Source organism: Listeria sp. ILCC792 (genome assembly GCF_900186135.1).
Lineage (GTDB): Bacteria > Bacillota > Bacilli > Lactobacillales > Listeriaceae > Listeria > Listeria goaensis.
In genome coordinates this window covers 21,298-45,052 of record NZ_FYBO01000005.1, presented here as the reverse complement: position 1 = coordinate 45,052, position 23,755 = coordinate 21,298, and the positions used below count along the sequence as shown (strand labels likewise).

Here is a 23,755-nt window from a genome sequence, read left to right as displayed (position 1 = left end):
TTGGCATAATCTGAACGAGAGGTGAGGGAAATGGCGATTATACATGCGAAAGAAGAGGAACTTGACGAATTAATTTCCAATCATCCGAGAATATTATTGAATTTTTGGGCAGAATGGTGCGCACCGTGCCGATGTTTTTGGCCAACGCTAGACCGATTTTCTGAGATGGAAGGCGAATTTATTCAAGTTGTGAAGGTAAATATAGATAAAGAAAGACCACTTGCGGAGCGTTTTCAAGTGAAAGGGATTCCGAATTCCATCGTAATTGTGGATGGTGAAATAAAAGGGAGTATTGCGGGAATTGTAAGTTGCGAGGAGCTTCGTAGTCGTGTAAAAAGTTTCATTTAAAAAGCCACATGTCATTCAGCGACATGTGGCTTCTTTTTTTATTTAAACGTACGGAAACGTTTTTCGTCATCGATAAATTCTTTTTCACCTGGTTCAGCGACAATGTTACCAAATGGCATTTGTGCGCGTAAGTTCCAGTTTGCTGGAAGGTTAAACTCAGCTTGTACAGCATCATCAATTAGGGGGTTGTAATGTTGCAAGGACGCGCCAATTCCAGCGTTTGCAAGTGCCACCCATACAGAATGTTGCGCGATACCAGTTGATTGTTCAGACCAGATTGGGAAGTTGTCTGCGTATAAAGCGAAGTTTTCTTGTAAGCCTTCGATAACTTCTGTATCTTCAAAGAATAAAACGGTGCCATAGCCAGCACGGAAGGAAGCGATTTTTTCTTCAGTGGACGCAAAGCTTTCAGCAGGAACGATGCCGCGAAGCGTTTCCTCCGTCATATTCCAAAGCTTGTCATGGCTTTCTCCAAAAAGAATAACGGCACGAGAACTTTGGGAATTAAAAGAAGATGGGCTTAATTTAACGGCTTCCTTGATGATGTCCTCGATTTCGTTTTGTGATAAAGAGACGTTTTTGTCTAAAGCATAGATGGAACGGCGAACTTTAATTGAATCTAAAAATGTATTTGTCATTGATTAAAACTCCTTTTTAAATGTTATTTACTTACATAAGTATAGCAACTATATTTTTAATTTCAACTATAAAATTTCGAGAAAAGTTGATGTAAACGCTATCTATGTTGTGGTTCTAAATGAAAAAAATTTAAAAGTAAGAATAAAAAGCTTGCAAAAAAGAACGTTTGTTCGTATAATGAAATTAGGAAGAGGTGATGATAATGGTTTATGCTTTGCCGCTAAAAGAAATTGAATTTGATACCAGTCTAGCGTCTTTAAAAGTGCGTCCAGTGCGCGATGTTGTGGAACAAGAAAGTTTTCTTATTACACTTCAAGATGCCATAAAACGAGAATGGCTGGTGCGTTTGCAATATTTTGAGGAGGCCGACGTAGCCCATTTAAACTTGGCTCCATTTGAAGATCCGGAAGCTTTTCACGGGTTAGGCTGGGTACGCACGTTAGAGCTTGTGCCTCTCGAATTAGATGAAGTAACGCAGGAGATTTTACTGCAAGATGTACTTGGAATTATCTATGCCGTTCAATTTAGCGATATAGTGAATATTGAATTAATGTAGGGAAATAGCAAGCGACTATCATGGTCGTTTGCTATTTTTTTGTTTAAATTCAAAAGAGCTTCTGCTATAATATACAAAAGTATAAAAAGACAGTTTTTTTAAGCAATTTAAAAAATTGTGGCTAACTTCACAATTTCGAAAGTAGGTGTCTTGTCGAAAAAAACAAAAAAGGCTCATGTCTCACCGGTTGGCGCAAATGATTGGTAACCTTTTGAGAAGAAATACTGGTGATTCGTTTTTTAGTAAAATGACTGTGAACAGGAGCGATGATGAGTGGAGCGTGTCTATAATTTTTCAGCGGGACCGGCAACTTTGCCAGTTCCAGTACTAAAGCAAGTCCAAGAAGAACTATTATCGTATAAAGGATCAGGGATGTCAGTCATGGAGCTAAGCCATAGGTCTGCACTTTTTCAAGAAATTATTGATTCGGCCGAGCAGCTGCTTCGCGAGTTAATGGATATTCCAGATAATTACAAAGTGCTTTTTTTACAAGGCGGTGCAAGTTTACAATTTGCGATGGTGCCTTTAAATTTAGCGCAAGGCAAAAAAATAGAATTTGTGAATACAGGAAGTTGGTCGAAAAAGGCAATTTCAGAGGCTAAAAAGCTGCCGAATGTTACGACTTCCGTCATTGCGTCATCTGAAGATAGAAATTTCAGCTATATTCCAAATATCCCTGCACCGTCTGAAGATGCAGCTTATTTGCATATTACAGCAAACAATACGATTGAAGGAACAGCGATATTTAACGTGCCTAAGACGGGTGATGTGCCGTTAGTTGCGGATATGTCATCGAATATTTTAGCGAGCCACTACGATGTGCGTGATTTTGGACTTATTTATGCGGGTGCGCAAAAAAATATCGGCCCAGCTGGACTTACGATTGTCATTGTTCGCGAGGATTTAATTGGGGGGGCGGAGAACTTGTCTTCTATGCTTGATTATCAGGTGATGGCAGATGATGGGTCGATGCACAATACGCCGCCTACGTTTGCGATATATGTGGCGAAACTAGTATTCGAATGGATTAAGGCGCAAGGTGGTGTGAGCGGCATGGAGGCTTTGAATCGCCGAAAAGCAGGTCTGCTTTATTCGTATATCGATGAATCGAATCTATTTAGCTCACCTGTTGAGCCGTCTGTTCGTTCGCTGACAAATATTCCTTTTACGACCGGTGACGCAGAACTAGATCAAGCGTTTATAAAAGAGGCTCTAAAAAAAGGTTTTGTGAATTTAAAAGGGCATCGTTCGGTTGGCGGAATGCGGGCGAGCGTGTACAATGCGTTTCCAATTGAAGGCGTTGAGGCGCTTGTTGCTTTTATGAAGGATTTTGCACGTAGCCATGAAGGGGGAAAGGTTCATGTTTAATATTGAAACGTTAAATGCGATTGCCGATGAGGGGTTAAGAACTTTTGATTTGGAAAAATATGTGCTTGATGCGAATGCGTCCCCTGATGGTATTTTACTTAGAAGTTATGGTCTGCACGATTATGATTTCCCAGAATCATTAAAGGCGATTGCGCGCGCTGGTGCGGGTGTGAATAATATTCCGCTTGAAGTCTGCTCGGAGCGCGGTATTGTCGTATTTAATACGCCTGGAGCCAATGCAAATGCGGTGAAGGAGTTAGTGCTTGCGAGTTTATTTATGGCGGCTCGGCCGATTATCGAGGGCAACATTTGGGTGCAAGGAATCGATGACGACGATGTTGAAACGAAAGTAGAAGCGGGCAAAAAGGCTTTTTCTGGAACGGAGCTTTATGGGAAAAAATTAGGTATTATTGGACTTGGCGCGATTGGTGCACTGGTTGCCAATGATGCGGTGGCGCTCGGTATGGATGTCGTTGGCTTTGACCCGTATGTTTCGGTGGACACGGCATGGAAGATTTCAAAAGACGTCAAACGTGCCATCACACTTGAAGAAGTTTTAGCGACATGCGACTATATTACGGTTCATGTTCCGCTGCGCGACAATACGCGCGAAATGTTCAATGCGGAAACCTTGCTTTTATTAAAGCAAAACGCCGTGTTGCTTAACTTCTCCCGCGGGGAACTTGTGAATCAAGACGCAATTTGTGAGGCGCTAGAAGCCAATCAATTGCGCATGTATATTACTGACTTTGCAACCAAGCAGCTGCTTCAAACGGAAAAAGTTCGCGTCCTACCTCACCTTGGTGCTTCAACGGAAGAAGCGGAAACCAATTGTGCGCTGATGGCGTCCCGCGAATTACAATATTTCTTAGAAACAGGTAGCATCAAAAATTCGGTGAACTATCCAGCGGTTGATATGCCCTATAACGGGCATCCGCGAATTGGTGTGTGCCACCGCAATATCCCGAACATGGTTGGACAAGTGACGACGATTGTCGCGAATCATGCGATGAACATTATGGATTTAACGAACCGTAGCCGCGGCGATTATGCATATACGCTAGTCGATATGGACCGAAATGATTCCAATAGTTTAGAAGCAATCAAGCTTGAATTAGAAGCTGTTGGTGGCATTTTGCGTGTGCGAATTATCGAGCCTTTAGGCGTTACGGTATAAATTATTTCCCGGGAAATAATGGAGCCTTGAGAAATTTCTTGAGGCTTTTCAAATTTAGGAGGAAAACTAATGGTGAATGTACGACCGTTTCAGGCAGTAAGACCGAATGAAAATGTAGCGAATAAAATGGCGTCCTTGCCATACGATGTTTTAAGTAGTGCAGAAGCAAGGGTGCTAGGCGATGCGAATGAATATTCATTTTTACATATTGATAAAGCGGAAATTGATCTTGAGAAATCATTATCGCCGTATGATGACTTGGTTTACTTAAAAGCGAAAGAAAATTTACGGGCGTTTTTACAAAAAGAATGGTTGAAAAAAGATGTTCGTGCGGGTTTTTACATTTATGAACTGGAGATGAATGGGCGCACGCAGACGGGGATTGCAGCAACGACGGCGATTGACGACTATATTTCTGGGAAGATTAAAAAGCATGAGTTCACGCGGGAGGAAAAGGAGCTCGACCGGATTCGTCATGTTGACACTTGTGATGCGAATACGAGTCCGATTTTTTTGACGTACCGTGGAAAAGCAGAAATCAATGCTGTGATTCAGCAATTTAAGGCTGAAAACGCCCCTATTTATGATTTTACAAGCTTTCACGATGTGGCACACAAGGTTTGGCATATTGACGATGCGGACATTGTCGCAAGCATTTCGGCGGCATTCGCGTCCATTCCGGCGCTTTACATTGCGGACGGCCACCATCGCACGGAATCGGCTGTTAAGGTAGGATTAAAACGGAGGGAGGCGCACCCGAATGAAGGGCCAGACGCGGAATTCAATTTCTTTTTAGCTGTCTTATTCCCGGCTGAAGAACTCGAAATCCTCGACTACAATCGCGTTTTAAATGTACCTATCCCGACCGATTTCTTCGACCAACTAAAAGCGCGTTTTGACATCACAGAAAAACAATCTGCGCCGTTTAAACCAAGCGCGCCAAAACAAATTGGACTTTACACAGGCGGCAATTGGTACGGCTTAACCGCCAAAAAAAGTCGCATACCGAATGATGTCATCGGCAGCCTTGATGTTTCGATTCTCCAAAATGAAGTGCTCACACCGATTTTCGACATCCGCGATATTAGACGTGACGACCGCATCGATTTTGTTGGCGGCATTCGCGGCCTTTCCGAACTAGAAAAACGCGTAGATAGTGGCGAATTTTCTATTGCCTTCGCCATGTACCCGCCAACAATGAATGACCTACTAAGCGTGGCAGACGCCAATGAAATTATGCCACCAAAATCCACATGGTTTGAACCTAAACTATTAAGCGGTCTTTTTGTCCACGAACTAGAAAGTAAATTAGACTGATGATAATCTTCATCAGTCTAATTTTAAAAAAACGGTTGTTATTCACATGTGGATAAGTTAAAATAGTAGATATTAAATTTTATAACTTGTGAATAGCAAGCTTTGGTGAAAGCAGAGCGAACTGTTGAGTGCAAATGAAAATTTATTCAAACTAAATTTATCCGTTTTGTTGCGGAGAAAGGTGGGGTAGAATGGATTTTGATACTATTGCTGCGATCTCAACACCGCCAGGCGAGGGTGCCATTGCAATTATTCGATTAAGCGGTGATGAGGCGATTCCAGTAGCGGATCGTATTTTTTATGCCAAAAAACGGCTTAGTGACGCAGAAAGTCATACCATTCATTATGGTCATATAAAAGAAGAAGGCGAAACAATTGAAGAGGTGATGGTCTCGGTTATGCGTGCGCCACGGACGTTTACACGTGAAGATGTTGTGGAGATCAATTGCCATGGTGGCATCGTATCGGTGAATCAGGTGTTGCAGCTCCTACTAAGAAGTGGCGCTCGCCTAGCTGAACCAGGAGAGTTCACAAAACGCGCCTTTTTAAACGGAAGAATTGATTTATCACAAGCGGAAGCCGTGATGGACTTAATTCGAGCGAAAACGGACAGAGCGATGGGCATTGCGCTCAAGCAAATGGACGGCAATTTGTCGCGCTTAATCCGGAGCCTTAGACAGGAAATTTTAGACGCGCTAGCGCAAGTCGAGGTGAACATCGACTACCCAGAATACGACGACGTGGAAGAAATGACCGTGAAAATGCTACTCGAGAAAACGCACCTCGTGAAAGCGTCGGTGAACCAGTTGCTTCAAACCGCAAGTCAGGGGAAAATTCTACGAGAAGGTCTTGCGACGGCCATTATCGGCCGACCAAATGTGGGGAAATCATCGCTTTTGAATCAGCTCATTCAGGAAGATAAAGCGATTGTCACGGACATCGCAGGAACGACGCGTGACATCATTGAAGAGTACGTGAATGTGCGCGGCGTGCCGCTTCGCTTGATTGATACGGCGGGCATTCGCGAAACCGAGGATATTGTAGAAAAAATCGGGGTAGAACGATCACGAAAAGCTCTCGCAGAAGCCGATTTTCTGTTGCTCGTTTTGAACCAAAATGAACCGCTAACGAAAGAGGACGAGGCGCTTTTTGAAGCCGCACGCGGAACCCGTTTTGTTGTCGTGTTAAACAAAACCGATTTAGAACGCAAAATAGATATCGCTAGCGTCACGCGTTTAGCAGGCGGGCAACCAGTCGTAGAAACATCCATGTTAACGGACGGCGGCATTGTGGAGCTTGAGGAAGCAATTAAAACGCTCTTCTTCACTGGCGAAATTGATGCTGGAGATGCGACGTATGTTTCAAACGTGCGCCACATCGCCTTGCTTCATCAGGCGTCAGACGCGCTAGACGCTGTCATTTTAGGTGTTGAAACAGGCATGCCAGTTGATATCGTGCAAATTGATATGACCCGCGCCTGGGACTTGCTAGGCGAAATTACAGGCGACTCGGTACAGGACGAATTATTAGATCAATTATTTAATCAGTTTTGCCTTGGAAAATAAGGAGTGAAATAGATGCAAATTTATGATGCAGGACAATATGATGTTATTGTCGTTGGAGCTGGCCACGCAGGCGTTGAAGCAGGCTTAGCTAGCGGGCGTATGGGCGCAAAAACGCTCATGCTCACAATTAATTTGGATATGGTGGCATTCATGCCGTGTAATCCGTCTGTCGGCGGTCCCGCAAAAGGCGTTGTCGTACGCGAAATCGATGCGCTCGGCGGCGAAATGGGACGTAACACGGATAAAACGTATGTGCAAATGCGCATGCTAAACACCGGAAAAGGCCCAGCAGTGCGCGCGCTCCGTGCACAGTCGGACAAATGGGATTATCAGCACGAAATGAAGCACACCATCGAAAAAGAGCCTAATATTACGCTAAAGCAAGGTCTCGTTGATCGCCTAGTCATCGAAGACGGAGTTTGCAAAGGTGTCATTACAAATGGCGGTGCAAAATACACGGCGGATGCTGTCATTTTAACGACGGGTACTTTTTCGCGCGGTGAAATTATTGTCGGCGAACTAAGATATTCCAGTGGTCCAAACAATCAGCAACCGTCCGTCAAGCTGTCCGAACACTTGGAGGAATTAGGCTTCATTTTAAGACGTTTTAAAACGGGCACCCCTCCGCGTGTCAAATCAAGTTCGATTGATTATTCGCAAGCAGAAATTCAACCGGGAGACGAAAACCCGCGTTCATTTAGCTTTGAAACAACTAGCATGGTGCTTGACCAATTGCCGTGTTGGCTCACTTACACAAATGAAGGCACACATACCATTATTAATGAAAATTTAAGTCGCTCGCCAATGTTTACAGCCACGAAAAAAGGAACGGGCGCGCGTTATTGCCCGTCCATTGAAGACAAAATCGTGCGTTTTAGTGATAAGCCGCGCCATCAAATCTTCCTTGAACCGGAAGGTCGCAACACTGAAGAAGTTTATGTCCAAGGGCTTTCAACGAGCTTGCCAGAAGACGTTCAAGAAAAAATGCTTCGGACGATTCCGGGGCTTGAAAATGTTGAAATGATGCGTGTGGGCTACGCGATTGAATATGATGCGGTGATGCCTGACCAGCTCTGGCCATCGCTTGAAACGAAACTTATTCCGGGCTTGTTTACAGCCGGACAACTGAACGGCACGAGTGGTTATGAGGAAGCGGCCGGTCAAGGCCTGATGGCGGGAATTAACGCTTGCCGCAAGGTGCAAGGCAAGGACGCAATTATTCTAGGCCGCGACGAGGCGTATATTGGTGTTTTAATTGATGATTTGGTTACAAAGGGGACGGAGGAACCGTACCGTCTATTGACCTCTCGCGCAGAATACCGTTTACTGCTACGCCATGATAATGCGGATTTGCGCTTAACGGAAATTGGACATGAAATTGGTTTGATTTCGGATGCTCGCTACGCTCGCTTCCTAGAAAAGAAAGCCGAAATTGAAGCAGAAATCAGACGCCTCCAAAAGACGCGAATTAAGCCGACTGAGGAAGTCCAAGCGATGCTACGCAGTTTAGGTAGCGCCGAACTTAAAGATGGTATTTTAGCCGCAGATTTCTTGCGCCGTCCAGAATTGACATACGAAAAAATCATCCAAATTGTTCCACGTGAAACAATTGCTTCACCGGATGTTGCAGAACAAGTGGAAATTCAAATCAAATATGAAGGCTACATCGAAAAGTCCTATCAGCAAGTTGAAAAAATGAAGCGCATGGAAGACAAGAAAATCCCTGAAAATATTGATTATGACGCGATTTTCGGACTTGCGACAGAAGCGGTTGAAAAGCTCAAAAAAATTCGACCACTTTCCATCGCACAAGCTAGCCGAATTAGCGGCGTCAACCCAGCAGATATTTCCATTTTGCTCGTTTATATTGAACAAGGAAAAATTGCGAAAGTGAAATAAGCTTAAGAAGCATTTAAACAGGTTTTAGCTTGGCTGATTCCGATTTAAATGCTTTTTTTTGTTGGTATAGTCTAACAAGAATGCCCGAGTTATGATAAAATAAAATGGAAAATGATTGGAAAAGGGGAAGAAAATGAATCCAGAACAATTTAAGGCTGCTCTTGCTGAAAAAGGCATTCTTTTAAATGAAGATCAAATGAATCAATTTGATTGTTACTATAAAACGCTGGTCGAATGGAATGAAAAGATGAATTTAACCGCAATCACTGAAAAACAAGACGTGTATTTGAAACATTTCTATGATTCGATTTCGGCTGCTTTTTTTGTAGATTTTACAAATGTTAAATCTGTCTGTGATGTTGGGGCGGGCGCTGGTTTTCCAAGCATTCCACTTAAAATTTGCTTCCCACACCTTGAAGTTAGCATTGTCGATTCCCTCGCGAAACGAATTACATTTTTGAATCATTTGGCGGAACAAATGCAACTTGGAAATGTGAATTTCTATCATGACCGTGCGGAAACATTCGGCCAAAACAAGGCACACCGGGCGCAGTTTGACCTCGTAACAGCTCGTGCCGTTGCGCGAATGAGTGTGTTGTCGGAGCTATGCTTACCGCTTGTGAAAAAAGGCGGAGTTTTCCTTGCGATGAAGGCACAGCAGGCGGAGCAGGAGCTCGAAGTGGCTGCAAAGGCAATTTCTCTTTTTGGGGGAAAAGTGACGAATCATTTTGCGTTTGAACTTCCAGTTGAGCGAAGCGAACGAAATATATATGTCATTGAAAAAACAAAGGAAACACCGAATAAGTATCCGCGTAAGGCGGGAACGCCGAATAAACAACCGATTGAGTAATGTTTTTCATTCTGCTAAAATAGAGGTAGGACTTAAAATGAGCGAACGAAGCTTGGAAAGGACGAAACTGCATGGCTTTTTCACTATTTGGAAAAAAGGATAAAAATGAGAATAACGAAGCCGAAGAAATGAGTTTGCAAAAACATGTTGAAGAGCTGTCAATTGATTCCATTATACCTAACCAATTTCAACCGCGAACGGTTTTTAATCAAGATAAAATTGAAGAATTGGCTGAAACCATCCAAATTCACGGTTTAATTCAGCCCATCGTAGTGCGCGAAATAAAAGATGGCGGCTATGAAATTATTGCTGGAGAAAGAAGGTATCGTGCGGCACGCCATTTAAATTTAGAAAAAATCCCTGCGATTATTCAGAATTTTAATGATGATGATACGGCTGCGATTGCATTAATTGAAAATTTGCAGCGCGAACAGTTGACGCCAATTGAGGAAGCGAAAGCGTATGATGCGCTTCTTGATATGCAAAGTGTGACGCAAGGCGATTTAGCGAAACAAGTTGGGAAGAGCCAATCGGCTATTGCGAATAAACTACGGCTTTTGAAGTTGCCTAAAGAGGTTCAGGACGCGGTTTTGGTGAAAGATATTTCTGAGAGGCATGCGCGTGCGCTTCTCGCTCTTGAAACAGAGGCGCAGCAAACATTGGTTTTAAACGAAATTATCAAGCAAAATTTTAATGTGAAACAAACCGACCAACTTATTCAAGAAATTTTAACAAAAAAAGAAGAAGCTCCTAAGCCTAAAAAGCCACAAATTCGGGCTGTCAGTAAGGATGTTCGCATTGCGCTTAACACGATTAAAGAATCTGTTCAGCTGGTTCAAAAAAGTGGGTTAGACTTAGAAGTTAAAGAGCAGGAATCCGAGGAATTTTTTGAGATTACGATTCAGATTCCAAAAAATAAATCATAGGGAGGAATCTGTTATGAAAATCGTGAAAATTATTTGGCATATTATCGGAATTAGTTGCGCGGCAATGATTTTACCATCATTCGTATCTTCTATTACAACGGCTATCTTGAGCTTGCAACCGCAACGCATGGTTATTTTCTTTATGTACCCGATGATGACGAGTCGTGCGGCGTCTGAAGTGAGCACGGCAAGAGCATTTTTAAATATGGGATTAGGTTATTTAATGTACATTGTTGCTTTCGTATATATTATCCTACTCGTACGTGATATTTATGGCTGGTATAAAAAAGCGAAAAAGTACGATGCAGCAAACAACTAGAGGCAATCTTGCAAGGGATTGTTTTTCTTTTTTTAGGGTATAGAAAAAGGAAAATGTAAAAAACAGATAAGAGATAAAGGAGGGAGCGGGTTAACCGCGCAGGTGTATGGCTAAAATTGTTTTTGTAAAAGACGAACAAGGTGAATTTCAAGCGTATGACTTTGTACGCAACTTAATTCTTGAAGAACCTTTGATGGCAACGTTACTTCTTCAAGGGCTGTTACAATTGGAACAAGCGGAAACAAGAAAAATGAGTACTGGCAAGCAAATTTTACCAGATATTCATCTTACGATAGGGAAGAGCCAAGCGTATTCCCTGCAAAGCACGCGTATTGAAACGTCCATTGACCAACCTATTCAAGAAATGAAAATTCATTTTAAAGATAAAAACTGCCGCCTTATTTATTTTACTGCCTTCTCAGAATCTGAAACATACTACTGTTTTGCTAAAGGATATTTCAAAGATAAGAACCCATTTACAGATAACATGGGAGCTTATCGTGAAGAAGCAAAACGAATTTTCCTAAGTCGTGTAAAGGCCGAGCTCAGCATTGGTATGAGCGACTATGATTTTAACACTTTAAAAGAACTTGCGTATGAAAACGAAGGTATCGTTCACTATTTAGATAGTTTTTCTGCGAGACTAGGTCAATTTGTTTTTGCCAAGCGAATTGCTAAGAAGTGGTCTCAACTTGATATGGCGCTAAAATCAGACTTATCGCCAACAATTATCGAGCGTATTGAAGCAGGAGATCCAGATTTGACTTTGCGTATGTATCAAAAGGCTTGGCAGGCACTGGAAGTTAAGGCAACATTTAATTTAAATGAAATCTCAGCGAAATAATATGCTATAAATCCTTTAAGGGCGCCCTTTGTGGCGTCTTTTTATGTGTTGTAAAACAATGGAATTCAGTTAAAATGTTTCACGTGAAACATTTTTTTGAAGAAATATAAGACGAAATCAAAAAGTTTTGGTAAAATAGAAAAGAAGATATATATTTCAGCAAGTAGATAAGGGTTGGTGAGAAAAAAGTGACCAAAGTTATTGCATTAGCAAATCAAAAGGGTGGTGTAGGAAAGACTACATCTTCAGTTAATTTGAGTTCAAGCCTGGCTTTCTTAGGAAAGAAGGTTTTGCTTGTGGACATTGATCCACAAGGGAATGCTTCGAGTGGAGTGGGCATTAATAAAGGCGAGATTACAAATTGTGTTTATAATGTTCTCGTTGATGATGTTCCAATTCAAGAAGTTAGACAGAAGACAGAATTAGATAATCTGGATGTCGTTCCGGCTACTATTCAGCTTGCTGGGGCAGAAGTGGAATTGGTACCAGCTATCTCTAGAGAAATCCGGCTTAAAAAAGCAATTGATACGCTGAAAGAAGAGTACGATTACATTATAATTGATTGTCCACCATCATTAGGACTATTAACTTTAAATGCGCTCACTGCATCAGATTCTGTGCTTATTCCAGTTCAATGCGAATATTATGCGCTAGAAGGGCTTAGCCAGTTGTTAAATACAATCCGAATTGTACAGAAGCATTTAAATGCAGATTTGCAAATTGAGGGAGTACTTCTAACCATGCTAGATGCGCGAACGAATTTAGGTCTTCAAGTCATTGAAGAAGTTAAAAAATATTTCCAAAATAAAGTGTTTGATATAATCATTCCGAGAAATATTCGACTTAGTGAAGCGCCTAGCCACGGGAAACCGATTCTTCTATACGACGCAAAATCAAAAGGGGCAGAAGTTTATTTAGAACTAGCGAAGGAAGTGATTTCGCATGGCTAAAGGCCTTGGTAAAGGTATAAATGCACTTTTTAATACAGTGGATACGAATGAAGAAGCAGTTGTTTTTGTTGCAACTCAGAAAATCGAAGCAAATCCATTTCAGCCAAGAAAGAATTTTGATAAGAAGGCCATCAATGAATTGCGGGATTCAATTAAGACGCACGGTGTTTTACAGCCCATTATTTTACGCCAAATTGATGACAAGTATCAAATTGTAGTAGGTGAACGACGTTTCAGAGCTTCCAAAGCGGCGAATTTAGAAGAAATACCAGCTGTTGTACGCCAACTTAGCGATGTTGAATTAATGGAGCTTTCCGTTATAGAAAACTTACAACGTGAAGATTTATCTCCGCTAGAAGAGGCCGAATCATACGCATTTTTAATGGAGAATTTAAAATTAACACAAGCCAGATTAGCGGAACGTGTTGGGAAAAGTCGTCCGTATATTGCTAATTTTATCAGGTTGTTAACTTTACCAGATGAAGTTCAAGATATGCTGCGAGATGGCTCGTTATCAGTTGGACATAGTCGGGCGTTGCTAGGTTTAAAAGCAAAGAAAAACATTTTACCGCTTGCGAAAAAAACGGTGAAAGATGGCTTGACTGTTAGACAGTTAGAGAAACTAGTTACGGAAACAAATGAGAATGTTTCACGTGAAACATTAAAGCCTAAGAAGATACCAGCTTATATTCGCGAAAGTGAAGATCAATTGCGGAGTAAATTTGGAACAGCAGTTAATATTAAACGCCGAGATAAAAAAGGAAAGATTGAAATCGAATTTTTGTCGGACGACGATTTGAACAGGATTTTAGATATTTTAGATATCGATTTGGATTAAAGGAGTTCTTGGAAGGGTGAGTGAGTTTGGATAAATTAGATTTTGGTTTAAACGATATTGTTGAAATGAAAAAACCTCACCCTTGTGGGGAAAATAAATTTCAAATTATTCGGATGGGAATGGATATTCGGATAAAGTGTGTTGGTTGTGGGCATAGCGTGATGCTGCCAAGACGAGAGTTTGAGCATAAAGTGAAGAAAATAGTTACAAAATTTGAAGAATCTGGATCTTAGAATCTAGATTCTTTTTTTAAGTTGAAATAGTTGAATAATTAAATGGCCTACCTTACACTATAATTAGTATCATTTAATAATTATTTTAAACAGATGGAGGGGTTAACATGAATGATAAAAAAGATTTGACAACAAATCAAGGTGTTCCGATTGGTGATAATCAAAACTCGATGACTGCGGGACTCAAAGGACCTACTTTGCTAGAGGATTATGTATTAATTGAAAAACTAGCCCATTTTGATAGAGAGCGTGTTCCAGAGCGTGTTGTACATGCGAGAGGAGCAGGCGCACACGGGAAATTTGTTGTTAAGAATAGTATGAAAAAATATACTATGGCGCACTTTCTTCAAGAAGAAGGACAGGAGACCGAAGTGTTTGCTCGTTTTTCAACAGTTATTCACGGATTGCATTCTCCTGAAACGCTTCGAGACCCGCGCGGATTTTCAGTTAAGTTTTATACAGAAGAAGGGAACTATGATTTTGTAGGTAATAATTTACCAGTTTTCTTTATTCGTGATGCTATTAAATTTCCAGATGTAATCCACTCGCTTAAGCCAGATCCGCGAACAAATATTCAAGACCCAAACCGTTATTGGGACTTCATCAGTTTGACGCCAGAAGCGATTACGATGATTACATACTTATTCAGTGACGAAGGAACACCTGCTTCTTATAGGGAAATTAGGGGTTCAAGTGTACACGCGTTTAAATGGATAAACGAAGAAGGAAAAACGGTATACGTAAAATTGCGTTGGCAACCAAAAGCGGGGATTGTCAATCTATCAACCGAACAAGCCTCTCAAATTCAGGCGAAAGAATTCAACCATGCGTCACGTGACCTATATGAAGCCATTGAAGCAGGTAATTATCCGGAGTGGGATTTATATGTGCAAGTATTAGATCCAGCTGACCTTGATAAATTTGATTTCAATCCACTAGATGCTACGAAAGACTGGTTTGAAGATGTTTTCCCATATGAATTAGTCGGAACGCTCCAATTAAATCGTAACCCTGAAAATATTTTCGCGGAAACGGAATCGGTTGGATTTAATCCGGGAGTGCTTGTAAGAGGTATGCTACCGTCGGAGGATCGCTTATTGCAAGGTCGTTTATTTTCGTATTCAGATACGCAGCGGCACCGTGTGGGACCAAATTATTTGCAATTGCCGATAAATAGCCCGAAAACACCTGTGCAAAATAATCAACGTGATGGGGCAATGCCATTTAAACAACAGACGAGTGGTATTAATTTTGAACCAAATAGTTATGAGACGGAGCCAAAAGAAAATCCAACTTATATTGAGCCAGAGCAAGAAATACGAGGTCATGTTGCTGGCCGCCTTGAAGCGGAGAAGAAAAATAATTTTGGACATGCGAAAGAAGTGTGGCATCGTTATACGGAAGCGGAGCGTGACGCGCTTGTTAAAAATATTGTTGATGACTGGGAAACTGTCCGTGAAGATATTAAAGTGCGCAACTTGCGCAACTTCTATCAAGCTGAACCAGAGTTTGCAGCTCGAGTTGCAGCCGGAACAGGTATTGATTTAGAAAAACATATTACAGATTTAAAATGAAAGTAAACTGACGAGCCGGTTTTAACTGGCTTGTTTTTTTATGGGAGGGTGGTATTTTAGGGGAAAAACCTTTATAATGTTACTTAGTGAAAATAAACGAGACTAACTCGTTTTGTATGTTAATAACTAACAAAGGAGCAATTTAAACATGGCATTAACAGCTGGTATTGTGGGGCTTCCCAATGTAGGGAAATCTACACTTTTCAATGCAATTACGAAAGCTGGGGCGGAAGCAGCCAATTATCCTTTCGCAACAATTGATCCAAATGTAGGAATTGTAGAAGTTCCTGATGAACGTTTAAATAAATTAACTGAACTTGTAGAACCTAAAAAGACGGTACCAACTACGTTTGAATTCACCGATATTGCTGGGATTGTAAAAGGAGCAAGTAAAGGTGAGGGGCTTGGTAATAAATTTTTATCTCACATTCGCCAAGTGGACGCAATTTGTCATGTGACACGTTGTTTTGAAGATGAAAATATTACACACGTTGAAGGCCGAGTTGATCCGCTAGACGATATTTCAACAATCAATTTAGAGCTGATTTTAGCAGACCTTGAAACGGTTGATAAGCGAATTGGTCGTGTGGAGAAACTTGCAAAGCAGAAAGACAAGGACGCTGTCGCTGAATTTAACGTGCTTTCTAAGCTAAAAGATGCTTTTGAGAACGATAAACCAGCACGTGCAGTGGAATTTAATGAAGAGGAAGACAAAATCGTCAAGAACCTTTTCCTTTTAACTAAAAAGCCTGTTCTTTATGTCGCGAATGTGAGTGAAGAAGACGTGGCTGATCCGTCTAGCAATCCTTATGTGCAAAAAGTGCAGGAATTCGCGGCTAGCGAAGGCTCAGAGGTTATTGCAGTATGTGCGCGCGCGGAGGAAGAAATTGCGGAACTTGAAGACGAAGATAAGCGTGAATTTTTAGAGGCACTTGGCATTGAAGAATCTGGCTTGGATAAATTAATTCGTTCTGCATATTCATTACTGGGTTTAGCAACGTATTTCACTGCTGGCGTGCAAGAAGTACGTGCATGGACTTTCCGTAAGGGTATGAAAGCGCCGCAATGTGCGGGAATTATCCATACAGATTTTGAGCGCGGCTTTATTCGTGCCGAAGTGGTTGCATATGATGCACTCGTTGAATACGGCTCAGAGCAAGGGGCTAAAGAGGCTGGGAAAGTTCGTCTGGAGGGAAAAGAATACCCCATGCAAGATGGGGACGTTGTCCACTTCCGATTTAACGTATAAAGTGTTTCACGTGAAACAAAAGCTTACTATTTTAGTTAAAACTCGACTGGATTTAGCCGGTCGGGTTTTTCTTTATAGACAATCTTAAACCATATGTAATTTAAATTTAAAACAATAAAAAGACCTCCAAAAGTTAGAGATTTTTAATCTAAACTTTTAGAGGAATAGGCTCTGCTTTAATTACTTGGAGCTGTGTAGTAAAGTGGAGCAGTTTTTACAGATTTATTTCCAGCTCTATCGACAGTTTGTAGGTTATAAGTATAAGTTTCTCCTGGTGTAAGGTTTTGATCGGTATACGTAAAACCATCAGTAGTTGCGATTCTTATACCATCACGGAACACATTGAAGTAACAACCGACTCCTGAATATTTCCAAGATATGCGGAATTTCAAATCGTTTGTTCCAGGTGTTGTGTAGATTTGAGGATAACCGTGACTATAGGTCACAGATCCATCTTTATAAGTAGCTTCAATCCTATATTTATATGTAGTTCCATGTGCAAGACCCATATCATAGAAGCCAGTTCCAAAAGTGGATCCGATTTTCAGCCCATCTCTATAAATTGTGTAGTGATCAATCTCGGCAGTTGCCGCTTGCCAAGTAAGAAGATAAGTTAAATTATTTTCTGGAACTGCTGCCTCAGCATCTTGTGAAGGTACTACCCAAACAATTGCTGCAACCATTGCTAAAAATAGAAGTGCTGGGAAAAAAGTTTTTTTAATAGTGTTCATGTAAATCCTCCTCTTTTTTTGTGTTGTTTTCTTTTATATATTATCATACGAAAAAATGAAAATCAATAAAATTATATACAAAAATAAAAACGGCATTAAAAAGAGGGGAAAGCCCTAGTCCCAGTCTGTATTCCAACTTTTAGAGTTTTAAGTGAAATAAAAAAGTCTGGTCAAAATAAAAAGCATGCAACCAGTAGGGCCCATTTTCAAAATGGCGTGATTACCGGTTTCATGCTTTTTATTTTTAAAATCTAATTATCTCCAAAAGGTTATTTAAAAAGATAATCGATAATTTTATCACCTGTCGCAACACGTTCACCTTTGTAAGGAAACGCATGCATATGAGTAGCAGGATTGAAATTTAGCTCAATAATCGCTGCATTTAAATAGTCAGTTGGATTAGGTGGCACAATAATATCGACACCACAAATCTTTGCATGGGCAACTTTTGCCGCACGAACAGCCAAATCTTTATAGTAAGAATCCATTTCATCAGTGACGTTAATACTATCACCGCCAGTGCTAATATTTGAGTTTTCCCGGAGATAAACCGTTTGATTTAAATTCGGTATATCCTCCCACATCAACTGCTGCTGCGAAAGCATCAAGGTTTCTTCAGGCCCTTGTTGGATTTTTTCGAGCGGCTTTAAATGATCTGTCCCGCGTAGTGGATCCGAATTTTTCTCCTCCACAAGTTCGCGAATCGAGTGAATTCCGTCACCAACAACGTTAGCCGGAATTCGTTTTAGCACCGCCACCACTTCATCACCCATTACAAGAAAACGATATTCATCGCCAGGAATGAATTCTTCAATCATAATCGCAGAGTCATGGCTAAACGCAATTTTGATAGCTTCTTCAAAAGCTTCTTTTGTGAAAAAGTTTTTAAAAATGCTGATGCCTACACCGTAGTTCGTTGATTTAGGCTTAATCACAATTTGTTTTCCTGCGAAATTTGAATAGCTCAAAAGAGCATCCTCTAGCTCAGTATGATTTTCCCCAAACGGAACGCGAATGTCATTTTCAGCCAAAATGCGTTTTGTCACCACTTTATTTTCCATTACAAGTACCGTCACATAATTATCCTTAGACGTCTTGGTTGCTTGCTTCACAATTTCGCTTTTATCACCAAGTGACAGACGTAAAAAGTTTTCCGACCGGTCTAAAACGTCGACTTTTAAACCTTTCTTCCAGGCAGATTTCCATAAAATTTGCGTAGAAAGTTCCATGTCTTCCGCGCCGATAAAACGGTATGCTTCGGCATCTGCTTCTTCTAGTGATTCCTTAGCGACATTTAAATGAAAGTTTAAATAGCCGAGCTCTTTAATTTTTGTCGCAATTTGGGCGGCAATCGTTTCTGCAGGGTTAGCCAGACGTTCTTTTTGAAGTGAAATGACGTCTTGCAGCTCCTTATCGTCTGGGACAAGCTCTGAAAGGAACGTCGACATTTTGTTTAATTCTAGTAAACCAGCCTCTAAAAATGGAGTTTCCACATGGTCACAACCCATAATAGGTGGTTGTGCAAGGCCGAAAAGTGCAATTTTCTCCTCATTATCATCAGATATCTGCTGATTATCAGGGCAAAGTCGATTATTTTCAGAAAGCAAACCAGTAATTAAGAACAGATGAATAAAATGCAAAGTTTCCTTGGAAATCCCATTTTTCTCAAGTGGATTTAAATCGATTGCGCGAATTTCAATATATTCAACGCCTTGTTCAGCTAGGCTTTCAAGCGTTTGGTCGGTATGGCTATTTTTTAACCGAATAGGATTGTAAAATTCACGCATGCTATTAATTCGACCATTTTCAATGTGGCGAGCAATTGAGGAAATGTAACCATCAAAAGAATCGTAATCAATATGCAAGGAATCCTTGTTTTTATAGCCCGCAGAGCTGTTTCGTAAGGAAATGCCGTCCTTTATAATCCGCGCATTATCCGCAGTTTTCACAGCATCAGGAACGGTCGTAAAGCCGTCCATATAGGCAGGGCCGCCGCCCGTTAAGTAAATCAATAACCAGCGATTTTTCATAAAATATTTGGCCACTTTTAAGTAAATCTGATTTTTAAAAGCCTGAAACGTCTCATTTTCCTTGCGAAACGCTTGAAAAAGCTCTTTCAAAAAATCATCAGAAAAAGAGAAATTGTAATGAATGCCAGATAAAAGCTGGATTTTCTTACCGTACTCCACCGCTAAATGTTCGCGGTAAAGGCGATTTGGATGATCCTTTGTCTGGTATTCGGCAATCGGAATGTCCTCCTCGGCCGGAATAAGGGCAGGGTTGCTGTTTGGCCAAAGCTGCTCATTTTCAGGAAGCGCTAGCGAAACAATATTATGCAAATTTGTAATCGCATTATAAACATCCTCCACAGAATCGCAGACAGGCGTAATCATTTCAACTTGGCTTTCCGAAAAATCGGTTTTAATATATGGATTTTCTTCTTTTGGTCCAAAAATAGAGGGATGCTTGGTTAGCGCTAGATGCCCACTAGGCGTCACGCGTAAGTTTTCCTTTTCCAATCCGAAATGTCCCGAAAAAAGTTGTTTAGCTAAAAGAGGGTTTTTTTTAATAAAAGAAATGTACTGTGAATCTAAGTTAATCATGTTTTCACCTCAGGCGCGTTTATTTTCATACTCAATATTACAACAAAGCGAGTGAATAGTATAACAATTGGTTTGTGAAATACTTTAATAGTTACACTGCTTTCATGTATAATAAATGGGTGAGTATATTTTTGGAAGGAATGGGATATTATGCGCGTAGAAAACATCAAAAAAGTTATTGATAACAACATTGTGTTACAAAATATTTCTTTTGAGTTAAAGCCGGGTGAAATTACAGCGCTTATCGGACGAAATGGTGTCGGAAAAACAACTTTATTCAGCACGATAATAGGGATTTTTTTGCCAGATGAAGGAAAAGTCACAATTGATGGCGAGAATATTTTAAATAAGCCAGCTTTAAAGCGAGAAATCTTCTTTTTAGAAGATAGTATGAATTATTTTAACTCTCATAATGTCAAGACGATTGTAAAACTATACCGCTCAATTTATACGGATTTCGATGAATTTTATTTTCAAGAGCTAATGGAACGTTTTGACATGAAGATGGACACCAAAATCATTTCTTTTTCAAAAGGTAGGAAAGCGTTATTCTTTATGATTTTAGCTTTTTCCTTAAATGTGAAATATTTACTTTTAGATGAGCCGATGGAAGGGCTTGACGTCATGATTAAACGTGACATTTTGAATTTTATTTTAGAGCAGGCGAAGGAGAAACATACAAGCGTTATAGTCGCCTCGCATCGCCTAGACGAGCTTGACGAAATTGCTGACCGTGTTTTACTTCTAAAAGGCGCATCGCTTGAACTGGATTTGTATTTGGAAGAATTTAGGCAGCAGACAATGAAAATTCAAGTCGCTTTTAAAACAAAAGGTGTGCCGGATTTTGTTAAGCAGGAAGCGAAACTGCTTTACCGGAATGGACGAATCTTTACGATTTACGTATCACAAGATAAAGAGGAATTTTTAGAGCGCTTAAAACGAGAACAAGTCCTTCTCTTGGAGGAAATGACCATGACGATGGAGGACATTTTCACCTTTTATTTAGCAGAAGAAAAGATTTCGTACTTAGAGTTATAAGGAGGAAAAAATATGTTTTCAAAAGGATTGTGGTACAAGGAGTGGCAAAGCGCTAGATGGATTTTAGTTCTTCTTGTTATCATGTTTTTTATCGGGATTTTTGGCGGGCTGATGACGGATGCGAATACGTGGGCAGATACGCGCGACTATTATCATTCTGAAAGTTTCCAAAAAGAACAGGAAAGTGACCCCGATTTGCAGCTTTCCAAAGAAGAGATTAAAACGAATTTAACGATTGTTTATTTGAATCCACTATTTCCAGAGTTGGTAAACCCAAAATATGAGGATATAAGTCCTTATTACATATCATTTACAGGATCGATTTTCTTTGACATCATTAAGATTGCTGTCTTTGCTCTTGGATTATTTATCGTTGCCTTTGAGCGGTTCACACGCAAAAATCGCTTTACCGCCATGTTGCCATACAAAAGACGCCACGTTATATCGGTCAAAATGTTGCTAGGCATCAGCGCAATTACAGTCGGTCTCCTCAGTTCTTTAGGGGCGGGAATGCTTTACTTTCAGGCTAAAATACCAGCCGAATATCTTGACTGGGAAAAAACGAAATTGCTTCACGACATTTTAGGAGCCTACCTAAGTTTTATTTTAATTTTCTTAGTAGCCGTCATTATCGGCTTATGTATTGCTTCGCCAGTTGCGAGCGTTTTAATAGGTGTTGGTGCGCTTCTCTTCCCAGTGTTGCTTATCGCCAGCCTAGACAAAATGTATATGATTTTAAATCGCAATAAGGGTGAATTAGATATGTCATCGCTCATTTTACGTGAGGACTATTTGAAAGTCTTCTCGCCGTTTGATATGCAGTTAAAATCAGTCGGCCCGCTTTGGTTTTTCTTTGCACTAATGATTGCATGTGTTATTTTCGCCATTTGGCTATTTAATAACCAAAAATTGGAACGCAATGGCCAATTGTTCGCGTTTGGCTGGGTGAAATGGATTGTGTATTTCTTTTTCGCGCTCAGTTCAGGTTTATTTGTTGCCAATGCTACGGATGGCAATGTAGAAAGTGGTATTTCCTTGTCCCTTTATCTCAGTATTGCGATAGTCGTCCTTTTCATTGCCTTTTTCGCAGCAATATGGATTGTTCGGCGCTATAATGCGTATTTCCAAATGGCAAAATCAAGTTGAAATAATATCGCGTTTTAGAAAAAGTTTAGGTATAATAGAGTTTGTAGGAAAAGAATTCAGCTTGAAAATTAGGAGGAATTAATTTAGTGACTACTGAAACGACAAACATTTCTTTAGCCGAGCAAAAAGAAAAGCTCACAAAAAAGAACTTGCAATATGTACAAGAAGTTGAAAAACATTTACGTCAGACGGGTTACCCAGAAGTACAGCAAGAAAGTATTCTTATTGAAATGACAGAAAAAATCTTGGCGGAACAAAAACAAGGCGTAACGGCCCGCAAATTGTTTGACTTAACACCGACAGAATATGTCACTTCTTTAACGGTTAAAGCAGCACGTGCTGAAGCGGCACCAAATACAAGCAAATGGTGGCTTGGTTTAGACGGAGGCTTACTCGTTCTGGGCGCAATGATGCTTATTTCAGGATTGAGTGCTTATTTCCAAGGACAAACTTTAGGATTAGCTGTTCTCCTTATAACGGGTATTATAGGTGGTTTCGCCATGATTATTTTACGCCGTTATGCAACAGAAATGCGTGCAGGAAGAAAAGGTGGAACACTTCGCTACATATTAATGGCCGTCCTAGTTATCGCACTGTGGATGTTCATTATGACGATTGTTCAAATTACAGTTCCACCAGCAATTAACGTTGCGTTAGATCCGACGGTCATGGTCATTGCCGGAGCTGCCATTCTAGCACTTAGATGGTACATTAAAAGAAAGAAAAACATTCCATCATTATAAAATAAGAAGGAAGCAGGTTGAAATCAACCTGCTTCCTATGATTATTTCCCGGGAAATAATCATAACAAATCGGGGGGAATATGATGTTTTCCTATGAAATTATTAAGCAATTTACGGAAACAGAACAACATTTATACCGTTTTATTATGGAAAATCGGGATAAAGTTATGTTTATGCGAGTGAGAGAACTTTCAGAAGCGACACATGTTTCGCCAGCTTCAATTGTTCGTTTTACACGAAAACTCGGATTTGATGGCTTTTCAGAATTTAAAGTTCAATTAAAACAAGAAGCTAAATCAAATAGTAAGAGGAAAACAGCGGATACAGTTGAGGTTTTGGAAGAGTTTTTTGAGCGGACGTTAAATCGTGACTATGACAAGCAATTGGATGCTGCAGTTAGCATGATTCAGCAAGCAAGCCTGGTTGTGTTTTTCGGGATAGGGACATCAGGGATTCTAGCAGAATATGGCTCCCGTTATTTCTCCAACTTGAAAAAAAGAACCTTTTATATTAAAGACCCCTTTTACCCCAATCCTGGAGAGCAGTTTGAGAATGCTGTTATGATTATTTTATCGGTATCTGGTGAAACAGATCAAGTCATTTTGCAGGCGCAGAACATGCGCGAGTATGGCAGTAAAATTATTAGCATTACGAACACAACAAAGAACACGCTTGCAGGGCTTTCAGATGTAAATATTCCGTACTTTGTGACGCCAGAAATGGTTGACCGGACAAATATTACGACTCAAATTCCTGTGTTGTTTTTGCTAGAATCGATGGCAAAACGTACATATAATCAAGAACATGCCTAAAAAAGAAAGTTCTCCTTCTTGAGAACTTTC

Annotated in this window: 23 protein-coding genes; 20 read left to right on the top strand and 3 right to left on the bottom strand. The window is 40.5% G+C overall.

Annotated elements, in window-relative coordinates; all coding sequences use genetic code 11:
- Nucleotides 1-30 precede the first annotated feature (30 nt).
- Nucleotides 31-348 carry a co-chaperone YbbN gene (locus CFS60_RS07155; RefSeq protein ID WP_088810085.1) on the top strand — a complete coding sequence of 106 codons (318 nt, stop codon included), beginning with the start codon at nt 31-33 and terminating at the stop codon, nt 346-348.
- 38 nt (nt 349-386) lie between these two features.
- Here the strand turns inward: CFS60_RS07155 and CFS60_RS07150 are convergent, their stop codons facing one another.
- A complete protein-coding gene (locus CFS60_RS07150) occupies nt 387-986 on the bottom strand; it encodes a nitroreductase family protein (RefSeq protein ID WP_088839025.1) in 600 nt (199 codons plus the stop codon).
- Between the two features lie 203 nt (nt 987-1,189).
- Here CFS60_RS07150 and CFS60_RS07145 point away from each other — a divergent pair, with 203 nt between their 5' ends.
- The 15 genes from CFS60_RS07145 to ychF all read left to right on the top strand — a co-directional run bounded on the left by CFS60_RS07145 (nt 1,190) and on the right by ychF (nt 16,652).
- A complete protein-coding gene (locus tag CFS60_RS07145) occupies nt 1,190-1,543 on the top strand; it encodes a hypothetical protein (RefSeq protein WP_088810083.1) in 354 nt (117 codons plus the stop codon).
- A 273-nt stretch (nt 1,544-1,816) separates the two neighbouring features.
- Nucleotides 1,817-2,911 carry a 3-phosphoserine/phosphohydroxythreonine transaminase gene (serC, locus tag CFS60_RS07140; protein WP_088810082.1) on the top strand — a complete coding sequence of 365 codons (1,095 nt, stop codon included), beginning with the start codon at nt 1,817-1,819 and terminating at the stop codon, nt 2,909-2,911.
- Nucleotides 2,904-4,088, top strand: coding sequence for a 3-phosphoglycerate dehydrogenase family protein (locus CFS60_RS07135; RefSeq protein WP_088839024.1), 1,185 nt, complete (start codon nt 2,904-2,906; stop codon nt 4,086-4,088). The genes serC and CFS60_RS07135 overlap by 8 nt, the downstream gene beginning before the upstream one ends.
- Before the next feature lie 69 nt (nt 4,089-4,157).
- A complete protein-coding gene (locus CFS60_RS07130) occupies nt 4,158-5,405 on the top strand; it encodes a DUF1015 domain-containing protein (protein WP_088839023.1) in 1,248 nt (415 codons plus the stop codon).
- 191 nt (nt 5,406-5,596) lie between these two features.
- Complete coding sequence (mnmE, locus tag CFS60_RS07125; RefSeq protein WP_088816014.1) at nt 5,597-6,970, top strand: tRNA uridine-5-carboxymethylaminomethyl(34) synthesis GTPase MnmE; 1,374 nt, start codon at nt 5,597-5,599, stop codon at nt 6,968-6,970.
- A gap of 12 nt (nt 6,971-6,982) precedes the next feature.
- Entirely contained in the window at nt 6,983-8,869 is a 1,887-nt protein-coding gene (gene mnmG / locus CFS60_RS07120) for a tRNA uridine-5-carboxymethylaminomethyl(34) synthesis enzyme MnmG (RefSeq protein ID WP_088839022.1), read from the top strand.
- A 133-nt stretch (nt 8,870-9,002) separates the two neighbouring features.
- The gene (gene rsmG, locus CFS60_RS07115) at nt 9,003-9,719 is read left to right on the top strand and encodes a 16S rRNA (guanine(527)-N(7))-methyltransferase RsmG (protein WP_088816016.1); all 717 of its coding nucleotides are present in this window, start codon (nt 9,003-9,005) and stop codon (nt 9,717-9,719) included.
- A gap of 71 nt (nt 9,720-9,790) precedes the next feature.
- Nucleotides 9,791-10,645, top strand: coding sequence for a nucleoid occlusion protein (gene noc / locus CFS60_RS07110; protein WP_088816017.1), 855 nt, complete (start codon nt 9,791-9,793; stop codon nt 10,643-10,645).
- Between the two features lie 13 nt (nt 10,646-10,658).
- Nucleotides 10,659-10,964, top strand: coding sequence for a hypothetical protein (locus CFS60_RS07105; RefSeq protein WP_088816018.1), 306 nt, complete (start codon nt 10,659-10,661; stop codon nt 10,962-10,964).
- A gap of 106 nt (nt 10,965-11,070) precedes the next feature.
- On the top strand, nt 11,071-11,808 hold the full coding sequence (locus tag CFS60_RS07100) for a transcriptional regulator (protein ID WP_088810074.1): 738 nt from the start codon (nt 11,071-11,073) through the stop codon (nt 11,806-11,808).
- 188 nt (nt 11,809-11,996) lie between these two features.
- A complete protein-coding gene (locus tag CFS60_RS07095; protein ID WP_088810073.1) occupies nt 11,997-12,758 on the top strand; it encodes a ParA family protein in 762 nt (253 codons plus the stop codon).
- Nucleotides 12,751-13,596, top strand: coding sequence for a ParB/RepB/Spo0J family partition protein (locus CFS60_RS07090; RefSeq protein ID WP_088810072.1), 846 nt, complete (start codon nt 12,751-12,753; stop codon nt 13,594-13,596). The genes CFS60_RS07095 and CFS60_RS07090 overlap by 8 nt, the downstream gene beginning before the upstream one ends.
- Before the next feature lie 26 nt (nt 13,597-13,622).
- Nucleotides 13,623-13,829: a DUF951 domain-containing protein gene (locus CFS60_RS07085; RefSeq protein WP_088825768.1), complete on the top strand. Its 207-nt coding sequence runs from the start codon at nt 13,623-13,625 to the stop codon at nt 13,827-13,829.
- Nucleotides 13,830-13,936: 107 nt separating this feature from the next.
- Nucleotides 13,937-15,403, top strand: coding sequence for a catalase (locus CFS60_RS07080; protein ID WP_088810070.1), 1,467 nt, complete (start codon nt 13,937-13,939; stop codon nt 15,401-15,403).
- Nucleotides 15,404-15,551: 148 nt separating this feature from the next.
- Entirely contained in the window at nt 15,552-16,652 is a 1,101-nt protein-coding gene (ychF, locus tag CFS60_RS07075; RefSeq protein WP_088810069.1) for a redox-regulated ATPase YchF, read from the top strand.
- Between the two features lie 176 nt (nt 16,653-16,828).
- Here ychF and CFS60_RS07070 read toward each other — a convergent pair whose 3' ends face one another.
- Nucleotides 16,829-17,383 (bottom strand): hypothetical protein, encoded by a 555-nt coding sequence (locus CFS60_RS07070; protein ID WP_088839021.1) that lies wholly within the window; start codon nt 17,381-17,383, stop codon nt 16,829-16,831.
- Between the two features lie 269 nt (nt 17,384-17,652).
- Nucleotides 17,653-19,986, bottom strand: a complete 2,334-nt coding sequence (gene gshAB, locus CFS60_RS07065) for a bifunctional glutamate--cysteine ligase GshA/glutathione synthetase GshB (RefSeq protein ID WP_088839020.1) — start codon at nt 19,984-19,986, stop codon at nt 17,653-17,655.
- 150 nt (nt 19,987-20,136) lie between these two features.
- Between gshAB and CFS60_RS07060 the strand changes: the two genes are divergently transcribed.
- The 4 genes from CFS60_RS07060 to CFS60_RS07045 all read left to right on the top strand — a co-directional run bounded on the left by CFS60_RS07060 (nt 20,137) and on the right by CFS60_RS07045 (nt 23,725).
- Nucleotides 20,137-21,024 (top strand): ABC transporter ATP-binding protein, encoded by an 888-nt coding sequence (locus CFS60_RS07060; RefSeq protein ID WP_088810066.1) that lies wholly within the window; start codon nt 20,137-20,139, stop codon nt 21,022-21,024.
- 12 nt (nt 21,025-21,036) lie between these two features.
- The gene (locus tag CFS60_RS07055) at nt 21,037-22,170 is read left to right on the top strand and encodes a hypothetical protein (RefSeq protein ID WP_088810065.1); all 1,134 of its coding nucleotides are present in this window, start codon (nt 21,037-21,039) and stop codon (nt 22,168-22,170) included.
- 86 nt (nt 22,171-22,256) lie between these two features.
- Nucleotides 22,257-22,913, top strand: coding sequence for a DUF1129 family protein (locus CFS60_RS07050; protein ID WP_088816024.1), 657 nt, complete (start codon nt 22,257-22,259; stop codon nt 22,911-22,913).
- 83 nt (nt 22,914-22,996) lie between these two features.
- Complete coding sequence (locus tag CFS60_RS07045) at nt 22,997-23,725, top strand: MurR/RpiR family transcriptional regulator (RefSeq protein ID WP_088810063.1); 729 nt, start codon at nt 22,997-22,999, stop codon at nt 23,723-23,725.
- Nucleotides 23,726-23,755: the final 30 nt, after the last annotated feature.

Excerpts from the sequence above, each read along its gene's own strand:
- CFS60_RS07155 (WP_088810085.1), top strand. The coding sequence starts at position 31 with ATGGCGATTATACATGCGAAAGAAGAGGAACTTGACGAATTAATTTCC.
- CFS60_RS07150 (WP_088839025.1), bottom strand. The coding sequence starts at position 986 with ATGACAAATACATTTTTAGATTCAATTAAAGTTCGCCGTTCCATCTAT.
- CFS60_RS07145 (WP_088810083.1), top strand. The coding sequence starts at position 1,190 with ATGGTTTATGCTTTGCCGCTAAAAGAAATTGAATTTGATACCAGTCTA.
- CFS60_RS07135 (WP_088839024.1), top strand. The coding sequence starts at position 2,904 with ATGTTTAATATTGAAACGTTAAATGCGATTGCCGATGAGGGGTTAAGA.
- CFS60_RS07130 (WP_088839023.1), top strand. The coding sequence starts at position 4,158 with ATGGTGAATGTACGACCGTTTCAGGCAGTAAGACCGAATGAAAATGTA.
- mnmE (WP_088816014.1), top strand. The coding sequence starts at position 5,597 with ATGGATTTTGATACTATTGCTGCGATCTCAACACCGCCAGGCGAGGGT.
- mnmG (WP_088839022.1), top strand. The coding sequence starts at position 6,983 with ATGCAAATTTATGATGCAGGACAATATGATGTTATTGTCGTTGGAGCT.
- rsmG (WP_088816016.1), top strand. The coding sequence starts at position 9,003 with ATGAATCCAGAACAATTTAAGGCTGCTCTTGCTGAAAAAGGCATTCTT.
- noc (WP_088816017.1), top strand. The coding sequence starts at position 9,791 with ATGGCTTTTTCACTATTTGGAAAAAAGGATAAAAATGAGAATAACGAA.
- CFS60_RS07105 (WP_088816018.1), top strand. The coding sequence starts at position 10,659 with ATGAAAATCGTGAAAATTATTTGGCATATTATCGGAATTAGTTGCGCG.
- CFS60_RS07100 (WP_088810074.1), top strand. The coding sequence starts at position 11,071 with ATGGCTAAAATTGTTTTTGTAAAAGACGAACAAGGTGAATTTCAAGCG.
- CFS60_RS07090 (WP_088810072.1), top strand. The coding sequence starts at position 12,751 with ATGGCTAAAGGCCTTGGTAAAGGTATAAATGCACTTTTTAATACAGTG.
- CFS60_RS07080 (WP_088810070.1), top strand. The coding sequence starts at position 13,937 with ATGAATGATAAAAAAGATTTGACAACAAATCAAGGTGTTCCGATTGGT.
- ychF (WP_088810069.1), top strand. The coding sequence starts at position 15,552 with ATGGCATTAACAGCTGGTATTGTGGGGCTTCCCAATGTAGGGAAATCT.
- CFS60_RS07070 (WP_088839021.1), bottom strand. The coding sequence starts at position 17,383 with ATGAACACTATTAAAAAAACTTTTTTCCCAGCACTTCTATTTTTAGCA.
- gshAB (WP_088839020.1), bottom strand. The coding sequence starts at position 19,986 with ATGATTAACTTAGATTCACAGTACATTTCTTTTATTAAAAAAAACCCT.
- CFS60_RS07060 (WP_088810066.1), top strand. The coding sequence starts at position 20,137 with ATGCGCGTAGAAAACATCAAAAAAGTTATTGATAACAACATTGTGTTA.
- CFS60_RS07055 (WP_088810065.1), top strand. The coding sequence starts at position 21,037 with ATGTTTTCAAAAGGATTGTGGTACAAGGAGTGGCAAAGCGCTAGATGG.
- CFS60_RS07045 (WP_088810063.1), top strand. The coding sequence starts at position 22,997 with ATGTTTTCCTATGAAATTATTAAGCAATTTACGGAAACAGAACAACAT.